This window comes from Bacillus siamensis KCTC 13613 (genome assembly GCF_000262045.1).
Lineage (GTDB): Bacteria > Bacillota > Bacilli > Bacillales > Bacillaceae > Bacillus > Bacillus siamensis.
Map to the genome: position 1 here is coordinate 432,245 of NZ_AJVF01000041.1, position 12,068 is coordinate 444,312.

The following is a 12,068-nucleotide window of genomic DNA, read 5'->3' on the forward strand; positions in this document are numbered from 1 at the left end:
AAATGGAAAAGGTTGTTTGCATCGGCTGCGGAGTAACGATCCAGACCGAGGATAAACAAGGTCTCGGGTATGCGCCGAAGGCATCGCTCACAAAAGAGAATGTCATCTGCCAGCGCTGCTTCAGACTGAAAAACTACAATGAAATTCAAGATGTTTCATTAACGGACGATGACTTTTTAAATATCTTGCACACAATCGGCGATACTGACTCTCTTATTGTCAAAGTCGTTGATATTTTTGATTTTAACGGAAGCTGGATAAACGGACTGAACCGCTTTGTCGGCGGAAATCCGATCATTCTTGTCGGCAATAAGGCTGATATCCTTCCCAAATCCGTAAAACGGGAACGGCTCGTTCAATGGATGAAACGCGAAGCGAAAGAATACGGCTTAAAACCTCTTGATGTCTTTTTAATCAGCGCTTCACGCGGACAAGGGATGAAAGAAGTCATTGACGCCATTGAACATTACCGCGAAGGCCGCGATGTGTATGTGGTGGGCTGTACGAATGTCGGCAAATCAACGTTTATCAACCGGATTATTAAAGAGGTCTCAGGGGAAGAGAATATCATTACCACCTCTCAATTTCCGGGCACGACGCTTGATGCAATTGAAATCCCGCTTGATGACGGGTCCGCGCTTTATGATACTCCGGGAATCATTAACCATCACCAGATGGCGCATTACGTGGACAAGCGTGACTTAAAGGTGCTGACACCGAAAAAAGAACTGAAGCCGCGCACTTTCCAGCTGAATGAGAAACAAACGCTTTACTTCGGCGGGCTTGCCCGGTTTGATTATGTTTCAGGCGATAAATCGGCGTTTGTCTGCTATATGCCGAATGAATTGATGATTCACAGAACAAAGCTTGAAAATGCTGACGCCTTATACGAAAAGCATGCGGGTGAACTGCTCACCCCGCCCGGGAAAGATCATTTGGATGAATTTCCGGAGCTTACGGCTCACACGTTTACGATTAAAGAAGGAAAGACGGATATCGTTTTTTCCGGTCTCGGATGGGTCACGGTGCAGCAAGCAGATAAAAAAATAACGGCATACGCTCCGAAAGGCGTACACGTATTTGTCCGCCGTTCATTAATATAGAGAGAAGGGGAGAGGGAGCATGAAACAATTGTACGGAGTAATCGGAAATCCGATCGGGCATTCAATGTCACCCGATATTCATAACGCGGCTTTGAAAGATAAGAACATCAACGGGCAGTATTTTGCGTTTCAGGTGGAACCTCACAACCTCAAGGACGCCGTTAACGGAATTAAAGCACTGGGCATCTGCGGAATTAACGTTACAGTCCCGCATAAAGTCGCGATCATGGAGCATCTGGATGAAATACATGAAAGCGCAAAAGTACTCGGAGCCGTAAATACCGTCAAAAGAGAGGGAGACAGGCTCATCGGGTATAATACTGACGGAGATGGATTTTATAAATCCTTAGTCAAAGTTTTGGACAAACCGATATCAGAGCTCTCCATTCTAATGATAGGAGCGGGAGGGGCGGCAAGAGCGATTTTTACGACGATCGTCCGCAAAGAGCCGAAACAGTTTGACGTTTGCAACCGCACGCCGGAAAAAGCAGAAAGTCTGATTGCGGCCGCTCCCTCTTTTCAGCAGAAACGCGCTCTTACATTAGAAGAAGCTGAAAATCAGCTTGAGCAATATGACGTCATTATTCATACAACATCTGTCGGCATGTATCCGAACACGGATGCCGTGCCGCTCTCACTGGAACGGGCCAAAGCGGGCGCCATCGTTTGTGATATCGTATACAACCCGATTCAAACGGCGTTATTAAAAGAAGCCGAAAAAAGAGGTTTGACTACCCTTGACGGCATCGGCATGTTTGTAGAACAGGCCGCACTGTCCTTCAAGCTGTGGACGGAACAGGAGCCTGACAGCGGCCTGATGAGAGCAATTGTTGAAGGAAAACTAGGAGGAACACAATGTTAACAGGAAAACAAAAACGTTTTTTGCGTTCAAAAGCGCATCATTTAACGCCTATTTTTCAAGTGGGAAAGGGCGGAGTCAACGAAAACATGGTGAAACAGATTGCCGAGGCTTTAGAGGCAAGAGAGCTGATTAAAGTCAGTGTGCTTCAAAACTGCGAAGACGATAAAAACGATGTCGCAGAAGCCCTTGTGAAAGGCAGCCGTTCACAATTGGTGCAGACGATCGGAAATACGATCGTATTGTATAAGGAATCAAAGGAAAATAAACAAATCGAGCTTCCGTAAGGTGGTTGACATGAAGAAAATCGGAATATTCGGGGGCACATTTGACCCTCCGCATAACGGTCATCTTCTGATGGCTAATGAAGTCCTTCATCAGGCGGAGCTCGATGAGATTTGGTTTATGCCGAATAAAATTCCCCCGCATAAGCAGAATGAAGACTTTACCGACAGCCGGCACCGGGTTGAGATGCTGAAGCTTGCCATCAGCTCAAATCCCGGTTTTAAGCTTGAGCTGGCGGAAATGGAGCGGAAAGGTCCTTCTTATACCTATGATACTGTCCGTTTACTGAAGGAGCGGCACCCGAACGACAAGCTTTTCTTTATTATCGGGGCGGATATGATTGAATATCTGCCAAAATGGTACAAACTGGACGAACTGCTTACACTCATTCAATTTATCGGAGTGCGGCGCCCGGGGTATCATATTGAGACCCCGTATCCGCTGCTTTTTGCTGACGTTCCGGAATTTGATGTTTCGTCAACGATGCTGAGAGAACGTCTCAAAGCAAAAAAAACGACGCAATACTTAATGCCGGATAAAGTGAGGCAGTATATAGAGGAGAATGATTTATATGAATCGTGAGGAAGCACTTGCCTGCGTCAAAGAACAGCTGACCGAGCATCGCTACATCCACACAATCGGCGTGACAGATACGGCGGTTATTCTCGCAGGCCGGTTCGGAGCAGATCCAAAAAAAGCGGAAATGGCGGCTATTTTTCATGATTACGCCAAATTCCGGCCGAAAGAAGAAATGAAGCAGATCATCGTGCGGGAAAAAATGCCGGCTGAGCTTTTGGATTACAATGCCGAGCTGTGGCATGCTCCTGCGGGGGCGTATCTGGCTGAGAAGGAAGCGGGGATCACTGACCCCGAGATCTTAGACGCGATCCGCTATCACACGTCAGGGCGTCCCGGTATGACCCTTTTAGACAAAGTCATTTACGTGGCGGATTACATTGAACCCGGCCGCCATTTCCCCGGAGTGGAAGATGTGCGCCGCCTGGCAGAAAAGGATCTGAACGAAGCGCTTATACAAGCGCTGAAAAATACAATGATATTTCTGATGAAAAAAAACCAGCCGGTCTTCCCGGAGACATTTGCAACCTATAACTGGCTGGTGTCTCAAAATTGACAGGAGGAATATGGAAATGGATCAAGCTTCCGTATTAAAAATCGCAGCAAAAGCATGCGACGATAAACGTGCAGAGGATATTTTAGCGCTCGACATGGAAGGAATCTCACTTGTAGCGGATTACTTTTTAATCTGCCACGGGAATTCTGATAAACAGGTTCAGGCAATTGCACGTGAAATTAAAGATCAGGCAGAAGAAAACGGCATTGATGTCAAAAAGATGGAAGGGTTTGATGAGGCCCGTTGGATTTTAGTTGATCTCGGCGATGTCATTGTTCACGTTTTCCATAAAGATGAAAGAAGCTACTACAATCTTGAAAAGCTATGGGGCGACGCGCCGCTCGCAGAGCTTGAACTCGGCTTGAACTCATGATTTACCAAGGCTTCGCCGGCGTATATGACGAGTTAATGTCCCATGCGCCGTATGATGAATGGGCGGGCTGGATCGAAGCCTCTCTTCCGGAAAAGGGAAGGGTGCTTGATCTTGCCTGCGGAACCGGAGAAATATCCATCAGGCTTGCCGAAAAAGGCTGCGAAGTCACGGGGATTGATTTGAGTGAAGACATGCTGAGCTGTGCCCAGCAGAAAAAAACGGGAAAGCCGATTCTTTTTCTCCAGCAGGATATGAGGGAGCTTTCCGGTTTTGAAGAACAGTTTGATGCCGTAGTCATCTGCTGTGATTCCCTCAATTACTTAAAAACGAAAAATGATGTCTTGAGCACCTTCAAAAGTGTTTTTCAAGTTTTGAAGGAGGGCGGCCTGCTTCTGTTTGACGTCCATTCCCCATATAAAATGACGGAGCTTTTTCCGGACAGCACCCATGCGGACCAGGATGAGCAGATCAGCTATATTTGGCAAAGCTTTGCCGGCGATGAAGAGCTTTCTGTCATCCATGATATGTCCTTTTTCGTATGGAACGGACAAACTTATGACCGCTATGACGAGACGCATGAGCAAAAAACATTTTACATTGAAGAATATGAACAAATGCTTGCAGAGACAGGATTTGAACTGAAGAAAGTGACGGCTGATTTTACAGACCGGCCTCCTTCAACAGAGTCCGAGCGTCTTTTCTTTACGGCAGGCAAACCAAAAACCATCGTTTAAACAAAACGATGGTTTTTAAAATGCATTTTTGCCGATTGGCGCGTTATAGCGTTTTATGGCATACTCATTTACACGTGAAATTGCTTCTTCACTAAAGATATATCTTCATCGTATTTGTCATGTGTACGCTGAAAGACACGGTTGAACATATCCTGTACACCGCTTTCAAGCGCCTTCAGTCCTTCTCCGGTGACGCCGCCTTTTACGCATACTTTTTCCTGCAAGGCGGGAAGGGTGTAATGCCCTGTTTCCAGAAGCTTTCCGAGACCGACAAGCATTTCCGTCGACATAATTACGGCTTCTTCTTTGGTAATGTCCGTTTCTTCCACTGCCGCGTCAATAAAACGCTGAACGAGATAACTCATAAAAGCAGGGCCGCAGCTGACAATGTCTGACGCCGCCCTTGTTATGCCGCTGTTGATTTCTACAGGCTTTGAAATATGAGTGATCAGCGTTTGGATATCCGCTTTTGCAGCCTCACTGCAGCTATTGCCGAATGTAACAAGCGAGACGCCGGCAAAGGCGCGGTTTGTGATGCTCGGAATGACACGGGCCGTCTGGCACGGAACCATATGTTCAATCTGTTCCGTTTGAACAGGGCTGGTAATGGAGATTAAAATGTGATCTTTTCGTAAATGAGGTGTGAGCTTCTTCAGCAAAGGATATATATCCAGCGGTTTTACACAAATGAATATCATTTCATTTTCCTGTACGAGCTTTTCCTGATCCTCGGTGACTTGGATGCCGCTGAAACGCTCTTTTAGTTTTAATGCTTTTTCGATTGTTCTGTTTGTGATGGTGATATGTGAGGGATCGGCAGCGTTTGATTCAATTAACGATTCAATCAGGATCGTTCCCATGTTTCCGGTGCCGATAAAGCCTATTTTCAATGAATTCCCCTCCTTTTCCCTTAATCCTCTAAACCTTATGCGGGGAGGCAATGCAATATGACGAAAGCAATGATGACGGAGCAGATGCGGCGGAACCTGAAAATTCTGGGTGTTTGTCTTGCGGCAGGAGCGATTTTTATCTGCATTTGGCTGTTTCGTCCTGAAAAAGAAGAACCGGTCAAACAGCAGTCCGTGCTCGGCCAAACAGCCTCAGCATCCGGCACGGACAAAACAGACACCGCAGACGATAAGATTATGATTGATATGAAAGGCGCGGTCCGAAATCCCGGCGTGTATGAAATGAAGGCGGGAGACAGAGTGACACAAGCCATTGAGAAAGCCGGCGGCCTGAAGGAAAAGGCAGATGAACTGAATGTTAATTTAGCAGAGCAGCTGCAAGATGGGACGGTCGTTTATATTCCGAGTAAAGGCGAAGAGGAGAATCGCCCGAAAACTGCAGCAGGTGAAAAGGAAGATGCCCCTGTCAATATCAATACGGCAACTCTGGACGAACTTCAGGCGATTTCCGGTGTGGGACAGAAAAAAGCGGAAGCGATTATCGCCTACCGGGAAGAAAACGGACGGTTTCAGACTGCTGACGATTTGATGAAGGTATCAGGTTTTGGAGAAAAGTCATTTGAGCGGATAAAAACTTCCATTACGGTAAAGTGAATTGACGGTTTTGCTCAAAACTATGTAAACTTAGAAAAGCAACAAGACTTTTGGAGGGAACACTTGTGGAACGAATCTCATGGAATCAATATTTTATGGCGCAAAGCCATTTGCTGGCGCTGAGAAGCACATGTCCGAGACTGTCAGTCGGAGCAACCGTTGTCAGAGACAAGCGGATGATTGCCGGCGGGTACAACGGTTCAATTGCCGGCGGCGTCCATTGTGCAGATGAAGGATGTCTTTTAATTGATAATCACTGCCAGCGGACCATACATGCAGAGATGAATGCAATTCTGCAATGTTCTAAGTTCGGTGTGCCGACCGAGGGCGCCGAAATTTATGTGACGCATTATCCTTGTATTCAATGCTGTAAATCAATTATTCAGGCGGGCATCAAAACGGTCTATTATGCCGAAGATTACAAAACACAGCCATACGCAAAAGAGCTGTTCACCCAAGCCGGAGTCAAGGTGGAGCAGGTTGAACTTGATGAAATGATCATTGATCTGAAAAACCGCGAAAAATTGTCTTTTGTAGCCGGTCTGATTCAGCAATTATCTGATGCGGGAGTTAAGGCGGATGAACTGAAAAAAATTCATGAACAGGCCAATGAGCTGTTTACCAGTTACGTATAAATGAAATATAAATACCTTCTTCTGCCTCTGGCGGCGGTTTCTGCAACCGCGGGAATTGCCGCCGCAAATTTCTTCTGGGTTCTATTCTTTTTCCTTCTGTATCTTCTCTTTATCTTTGTAAAAACAAAGCAGTACACACCGTTTATCGTCAGCCTCGTTTCTTTTTGTCTTTATTTCTTTCTGTATACGGTTTATGACGCGGCGAATGTATCCCGGTATCAGGCCGGGAACTATACTGAACAGGCCGTCATCACAAATATTCCGAAGGTTGACGGGGCGAAAATGTCAGCCGTTATCCGAACTCATGACAAAGAAAAATGGGCCGCTTCATACAAAATCCGGTCTCTTGAAGAAAAAAGTCTCATTGAACAGCTGGAGCCGGGGATGCACTGCGTGTTTACCGGCTCTTTGGAACAGCCCAGACATGCGACGTCTCCCGGAGGTTTTGATTATAAGGAATATCTTAATTCTCAGCATATTCACTGGTTATTTTCCGTGACTTCCATTCAGCAGTGTGAAAAATCCGGCATGCCGCTGTATAAACTGTTGAACATCAGAAAGAATTTGATTTCGATCATTCAAAATCACGTGCCTGAATCCTCTGCCGGAATTGTCGAAGCGCTGACCTTGGGTGAAAGATTTTCTATAGAGGACGATATACTGAACGCTTATCAAAATCTGGGAGTCGTTCATTTAATGGCCATTTCCGGAATGCATGTCGGTCTGATTACCGCAGGAATATTTTATGTTCTGATCAGAATCGGGCTGACAAGAGAAAAGGCGGGGGTTTTACTGCTGTTTTTTTTACCGGTGTATACGCTGTTAAGCGGTGCGGCCCCGTCCGTATTGCGCGCATCCCTCATGCTGGGATTTTATATCGCCGGAACTCTTTTTAAACGCAGTATTCATTCTTCGGCTGCATTGTCCGTGTCTTATCTGCTGCTCCTGCTGCTTAATCCTTACCTCCTTTGGCAGGCGGGCTTCCAGCTTTCTTTTGCGGTAAGCGCCGCTTTAATTCTGTCATCCTCCATTTTAAAGAAAGCAGGGAAAAGAAGACTTGCCGGGCTTGCGATGGCCTCATTCATTGCGGAGCTCAGTTCGCTTCCGTTTCTGCTCTATCATTTTCAGCAGATTTCGCTTGTCAGTTTTCCGATGAATATGGTAATGGTGCCTTTTTATACGTTATTTGTCATTCCGTTTTCGGTCATCGGTTTCCTTCTTCTCTTACTTTCAAGGCAGGTTGGGGAATGTTTGTTTTATATGTTTGACCTTGTGATGAAGCCTGTGCATGATTTCATGACATATGCGGCATCCGTTGATTTATTTACAATGATTGTGTCAAAGCCTGACTTTCTTTCCCTCCTTCTGCTTGCGGTTTCCGTGTTTACGCTTTTTGCAGCTTTGGAAAAGGGAGGTTTTTTGAAACTCAGGAAATCGCCTCTTTTTTTCTGCACGGTTTTGGTTTATTTAATGTTCCGTCCTTATTTCAGTCCATGGGGAGAAGCGGATATGCTTGATATCGGGCAGGGAGACTCGCTGTTTATAAGTGCGCCGCACCGCAAAGGAACCGTAATGGTTGATACAGGGGGAGTGGTGGCTTATCCGGAAGAATCATGGAAAGAAAAACGCCACCCGTATTCTATCGGTGAGAAGGTTTTGATTCCGTTTTTGAACGGAAAAGGGGTGAAAAAGCTGGATGCGCTGATTTTAACCCATGCGGATCAGGATCATATCGGGGAAGCCGGAGTATTAATCAAAAAACATAGAGTCAGCCGGTTGATTGTTCCCGTGGGGTTCGTGAAGGAACCGAAGGATCAGGACATATTGAAGATGGCGAAAGAAAACAACATTCCCGTTGTCGAAGCAAAGCGGGGCGACACCATTACAGCCGGTAATCTTCAATTTCAGGTGCTGTCCCCGGAGTCATCTGACGTAAAGAGTAAAAATGATTCGTCACTGGTGCTTTGGACGGTTTTAGGCGGAGTGAGCTGGCTTTTGACGGGAGATTTAGAATCGGACGGCGAAACGGAAGTGCTGAAAGCGTATCCGAATCTGAAGGCTGATGTATTGAAGGCCGGTCATCACGGCAGCAAAAGCTCTACGAGTGAAGCTTTTTTGAAACAGCTTCAGCCGGAAGCGGCACTGATTTCGGCAGGTGAAGATAATCGTTACCATCATCCGCATGAAGAGGTGCTGGATCGTTTGAAAGCGTACTCTGTCAATGTACTTCGTACCGATCTCAGCGGAACGATTCAATACAGATTTAAAAAAGGCGCCGGAACGTTTTCTGTCTTTCCTCCATATGATATAGAAGAAACCAGGGCGCAGGAAGTAAAAAAGACTGCCGATTGACAGCAGCCCGGAATGCGGCTAAGAGCCGATAAGATGGATGGCTGTTGCCATCACGAACAAAAAGGCGAAAAATCCGAAGGACACGACAAAACCGACAGCTGAGTCAACAGCATCATTTCGTTTGCTTTGAACGTTTTTTTCAAAATCATTCAATTTCATCCCTCCTGACTTCCCTAAGTATACTGGAATTGTTTTGAAAAATCTAGAAGTGATGGTAACGTTTTCTGTTCTTGTGATTATCGCCTTTTTACAAGCAGCCCCGGGAGCTTGTGAATCAGGCGTTTATTATAAATGAGGAAGCTGTCCTTTTTAAAGCTTCCTCTTTACTATTTGCCTGACTCAATTTAGGATAGAAGGGGATCAAGAAAGAGAGGAAGTCATACGATCATGGTATTTGATGTTTGGAAAGCCCTGAAAAAAGGGGATGTCCGCTCCGTTTATTGTTTATACGGAAAAGAAACGTATCTTCTCCAAGAGACTGTCAGCCGGGTCAGACAAGCTGTCGTTGATGAGGGGACAAAAGATTTTAACCTGTCTGTTTTTGATCTTGAAGAGGATCCGCTTGACCAGGCGATAACCGATGCGGAAACGTTTCCGTTTATGGGGGAGAAGCGGCTGGTCATTGTGAAAAATCCGTCTTTTTTAACAGGGGAAAAAAAGAAAGAAAAAATAGAGCACAATACAGCCGCTCTTGAGACTTATCTGAAGGAGCCTGCGCCTTATACGGTTTTTGTGATTGTGGCTCCGTATGAGAAGCTGGATGAGCGGAAAAAACTGACGAAGGCGCTGAAGCAGCAAGCTCTGATGATTGAAGCGAAGGAGCTGAATGCAAAGGAGACGACTGACTTTACGATTAATCTGGCAAAATCCGAAAATAAAACGATCGACGCAGAAGCTGCCGAGCATTTGGTTCTGCTTGCAAACGGCCACCTGTCCTCCATATACCAGGAAATACAAAAACTCTCCGCCTACACCGGAGACAGACATGAGATTACGCTTGAAGATGTCCGGGAGCTTGTCGCGAGAAGTTTGGAGCAGAATATTTTTGAGCTGATCAACAAAATCGTGAACCGAAAACGGACGGAAAGCCTTCAAATATTTTATGATCTTTTAAAACAAAACGAAGAACCGATCAAAATCATGGCGCTGATCGCCAACCAGTTCCGTCTCATTATGCAGACGAAGTATTTTGCCGAACAAGGATACGGTCAAAAGCAAATCGCATCCAATTTAAAGGTTCACCCTTTCCGGGTAAAGCTGGCGATGGACCAGGCGAGGCTTTTTTCTGAAGAAGAGCTCAGGCGTATTATAGAGAAACTCGCAGTGATGGATTACGAAATGAAAACCGGGAAAAAGGACAAGCAGCTCTTGCTGGAGCTCTTTCTTCTTGAACTTCTCCGGACCGAATGAAAAAAACGATCCCCGTTACCAGGGATCGTTTTTGTATTATGCAGAAAGTCCGTTCACTTGTTTCGCAAGTCTAGATTTGTATCGAGCTGCGGCATTTTTGTGTACAAGACCTGTTTTCACTGCTTTATCAATGCGTTTCGCTGCTTCAGAAAGAGCAGTTTTCGCTTTATCCGCTTCGTTGTTGGCAACAGAAGCTTCTACTTGTTTGATTGCAGTACGCATAGCAGATTTGATTGTCGCGTTATGAGCGCGGCGTTCGTTGTTTGTTTTTGTACGTTTAATCGCTGATTTAATGTTTGGCATGTGTTTCACCTCCTAAGATACAACCTGTAGCACAGTGTCTTAAGGTTAAATCTTCTTCACAATAGAACAAATTGTATTCTATCAAACAGAACTTTAGATTGCAATATAAATGTAAAGTATTTTTCGTTGATGGGTAAATTCGCATGATTCGTTTTACAAATGGCCACACTATGTACCACGATGATTGAAGGAGGTCTTCCCCGTGAAAAACAACGAACTGGATGTCAATCAATTTCTGATACGGACGGATTTAGCGGTAGAAACAAAACAGGCGGTAAAAGACGGACAAGCCGATCAGAAAAAAGAAATAAACGGGTTTATTGAAAAAGAACGCGACAAGGGCGGCATTAAAGTCAGAACTGTGGATATTACAAAAGAAGGCGCCGAGCTATCGGGCAAAAAGCAGGGGCGCTATGTCACGATCGAAGCGCAGGGTGTAAGGGAGCATGACTCTGAAATGCAGGAAAAAGTAACGGAAGTGTTTGCCGAGGAATTTTCTGCCTATCTGTCGGCATTAAACATTCCAAAGGATGCAAGCTGTTTGATCGTCGGTCTCGGCAACTGGAATGTGACGCCGGATGCACTCGGCCCTCTCGTGACCGAAAATCTGCTTGTGACGCGGCATTTGTTCAGGCTTCAGCCGGAAAACGTGCAGGAAGGGTACAGGCCGGTCAGCGCGCTTGCTCCCGGAGTGATGGGATTAACGGGAATTGAAACGAGCGATATTATTCAAGGCGTGATCAAAGAATCGAAGCCGGATTTTGTGATTGCTGTAGATGCCCTTGCGGCAAGAGCCGTTGAAAGGGTGAACACGACCATCCAATTTTCTGATACGGGCATTCACCCGGGATCAGGCGTCGGCAATAAGAGAAAAGAATTAAGCAAAGAGACGCTCGGCATCCCAGTCATCGCAATCGGTGTCCCGACTGTCGTTGATGCGGTTACGATCGCAAGCGATACAGTGGACTACATATTAAAGCATTTCGGCAGAGAAATGAAAGATGACAGCCCGTCGAGGTCTTTGGTGCCCGCCGGAATGAACTTCGGCAAAAAGAAGGTGCTCACAGATGAAGACCTTCCCGGAGAAAAAGAGCGCCAATCTTTTTTAGGCATTGTCGGGACGCTGGACGAAAACGAAAAACGCCAGCTGATTCATGAAGTCCTTTCTCCGCTCGGCCATAATCTGATGGTCACGCCGAAGGAGATTGACACCTTTATTGATGATATGGCGAACGTGCTAGCAAACGGGCTAAACACCGCCCTTCATGAAAAGGTCTCACAAGATAACAAAGGTTCTTATAATCATTAAAATGGTTCTAC

Annotated in this window: 14 protein-coding genes and 2 pseudogenes; 13 read left to right on the forward strand and 3 right to left on the reverse strand. The window is 45.8% G+C overall.

The window, feature by feature from the left end; all coding sequences use genetic code 11:
* Positions 1-2 precede the first annotated feature (2 nt).
* From yqeH to Y79_RS0117800, 7 genes are read left to right on the forward strand one after another with little or no spacing between them, the layout of a single operon-like run.
* Entirely contained in the window at positions 3-1,103 is a 1,101-nt protein-coding gene (gene yqeH / locus Y79_RS0117770; protein WP_016938887.1) for a ribosome biogenesis GTPase YqeH, read from the forward strand.
* A 19-nt stretch (positions 1,104-1,122) separates the two neighbouring features.
* Positions 1,123-1,965, forward strand: coding sequence for a shikimate dehydrogenase (aroE, locus tag Y79_RS0117775; RefSeq protein ID WP_016938888.1), 843 nt, complete (start codon positions 1,123-1,125; stop codon positions 1,963-1,965).
* Complete coding sequence (gene yhbY, locus Y79_RS0117780; protein ID WP_003152858.1) at positions 1,959-2,249, forward strand: ribosome assembly RNA-binding protein YhbY; 291 nt, start codon at positions 1,959-1,961, stop codon at positions 2,247-2,249. The genes aroE and yhbY overlap by 7 nt, the downstream gene beginning before the upstream one ends.
* A gap of 10 nt (positions 2,250-2,259) precedes the next feature.
* Positions 2,260-2,829 carry a nicotinate-nucleotide adenylyltransferase gene (locus tag Y79_RS0117785; protein WP_016938889.1) on the forward strand — a complete coding sequence of 190 codons (570 nt, stop codon included), beginning with the start codon at positions 2,260-2,262 and terminating at the stop codon, positions 2,827-2,829.
* Entirely contained in the window at positions 2,819-3,379 is a 561-nt protein-coding gene (yqeK, locus tag Y79_RS0117790; protein WP_016938890.1) for a bis(5'-nucleosyl)-tetraphosphatase (symmetrical) YqeK, read from the forward strand. Before Y79_RS0117785 ends, yqeK begins: the two co-directional genes overlap by 11 nt.
* 16 nt (positions 3,380-3,395) lie before the next feature.
* Positions 3,396-3,752, forward strand: a complete 357-nt coding sequence (rsfS, locus tag Y79_RS0117795; protein ID WP_016938891.1) for a ribosome silencing factor — start codon at positions 3,396-3,398, stop codon at positions 3,750-3,752.
* The gene (locus Y79_RS0117800) at positions 3,749-4,486 is read left to right on the forward strand and encodes a class I SAM-dependent DNA methyltransferase (protein WP_016938892.1); all 738 of its coding nucleotides are present in this window, start codon (positions 3,749-3,751) and stop codon (positions 4,484-4,486) included. The genes rsfS and Y79_RS0117800 overlap by 4 nt, the downstream gene beginning before the upstream one ends.
* Positions 4,487-4,554: 68 nt before the next feature.
* Here Y79_RS0117800 and comER read toward each other — a convergent pair whose 3' ends face one another.
* Entirely contained in the window at positions 4,555-5,376 is an 822-nt protein-coding gene (gene comER, locus Y79_RS0117805) for a late competence protein ComER (protein WP_016938893.1), read from the reverse strand.
* A gap of 57 nt (positions 5,377-5,433) precedes the next feature.
* Between comER and Y79_RS0117810 the strand changes: the two genes are divergently transcribed.
* The 3 genes from Y79_RS0117810 to Y79_RS0117820 all read left to right on the forward strand — a co-directional run bounded on the left by Y79_RS0117810 (position 5,434) and on the right by Y79_RS0117820 (position 9,035).
* Positions 5,434-6,048 (forward strand): helix-hairpin-helix domain-containing protein, encoded by a 615-nt coding sequence (locus Y79_RS0117810; protein WP_016938894.1) that lies wholly within the window; start codon positions 5,434-5,436, stop codon positions 6,046-6,048.
* A 65-nt stretch (positions 6,049-6,113) separates the two neighbouring features.
* Entirely contained in the window at positions 6,114-6,683 is a 570-nt protein-coding gene (locus Y79_RS0117815; RefSeq protein ID WP_016938895.1) for a ComE operon protein 2, read from the forward strand.
* The gene (locus Y79_RS0117820; protein ID WP_016938896.1) at positions 6,684-9,035 is read left to right on the forward strand and encodes a DNA internalization-related competence protein ComEC/Rec2; all 2,352 of its coding nucleotides are present in this window, start codon (positions 6,684-6,686) and stop codon (positions 9,033-9,035) included.
* Positions 9,036-9,053: 18 nt separating this feature from the next.
* Here Y79_RS0117820 and Y79_RS1000000121050 read toward each other — a convergent pair whose 3' ends face one another.
* The gene (locus Y79_RS1000000121050; protein WP_003152870.1) at positions 9,054-9,188 is read right to left on the reverse strand and encodes a YqzM family protein; all 135 of its coding nucleotides are present in this window, start codon (positions 9,186-9,188) and stop codon (positions 9,054-9,056) included.
* Between the two features lie 40 nt (positions 9,189-9,228).
* Here Y79_RS1000000121050 and Y79_RS1000000121345 point away from each other — a divergent pair.
* Positions 9,229-9,383, forward strand: a pseudogene (locus Y79_RS1000000121345) (hypothetical protein).
* 39 nt (positions 9,384-9,422) lie between these two features.
* Positions 9,423-10,464 (forward strand): annotated as a pseudogene (gene holA / locus Y79_RS0117830) (DNA polymerase III subunit delta); the annotation flags it as partial.
* 17 nt (positions 10,465-10,481) lie between these two features.
* Here holA and rpsT read toward each other — a convergent pair.
* On the reverse strand, positions 10,482-10,748 hold the full coding sequence (gene rpsT / locus Y79_RS0117835; protein WP_003152876.1) for a 30S ribosomal protein S20: 267 nt from the start codon (positions 10,746-10,748) through the stop codon (positions 10,482-10,484).
* Positions 10,749-10,950: 202 nt separating this feature from the next.
* Here rpsT and gpr point away from each other — a divergent pair, with 202 nt between their 5' ends.
* The gene (gene gpr, locus Y79_RS0117840) at positions 10,951-12,057 is read left to right on the forward strand and encodes a GPR endopeptidase (protein ID WP_016938898.1); all 1,107 of its coding nucleotides are present in this window, start codon (positions 10,951-10,953) and stop codon (positions 12,055-12,057) included.
* Positions 12,058-12,068 lie beyond the last annotated feature (11 nt).

Coding starts and splice junctions, on each gene's coding strand:
- Y79_RS0117785 (WP_016938889.1), top strand. CDS start 2,260: ATGAAGAAAATCGGAATATTCGGGGGCACATTTGACCCTCCGCATAAC.
- yhbY (WP_003152858.1), top strand. CDS start 1,959: ATGTTAACAGGAAAACAAAAACGTTTTTTGCGTTCAAAAGCGCATCAT.
- Y79_RS0117800 (WP_016938892.1), top strand. CDS start 3,749: ATGATTTACCAAGGCTTCGCCGGCGTATATGACGAGTTAATGTCCCAT.
- aroE (WP_016938888.1), top strand. CDS start 1,123: ATGAAACAATTGTACGGAGTAATCGGAAATCCGATCGGGCATTCAATG.
- yqeH (WP_016938887.1), top strand. CDS start 3: ATGGAAAAGGTTGTTTGCATCGGCTGCGGAGTAACGATCCAGACCGAG.
- Y79_RS0117820 (WP_016938896.1), top strand. CDS start 6,684: ATGAAATATAAATACCTTCTTCTGCCTCTGGCGGCGGTTTCTGCAACC.
- rpsT (WP_003152876.1), bottom strand. CDS start 10,748: ATGCCAAACATTAAATCAGCGATTAAACGTACAAAAACAAACAACGAA.
- yqeK (WP_016938890.1), top strand. CDS start 2,819: ATGAATCGTGAGGAAGCACTTGCCTGCGTCAAAGAACAGCTGACCGAG.
- rsfS (WP_016938891.1), top strand. CDS start 3,396: ATGGATCAAGCTTCCGTATTAAAAATCGCAGCAAAAGCATGCGACGAT.
- Y79_RS0117810 (WP_016938894.1), top strand. CDS start 5,434: ATGACGAAAGCAATGATGACGGAGCAGATGCGGCGGAACCTGAAAATT.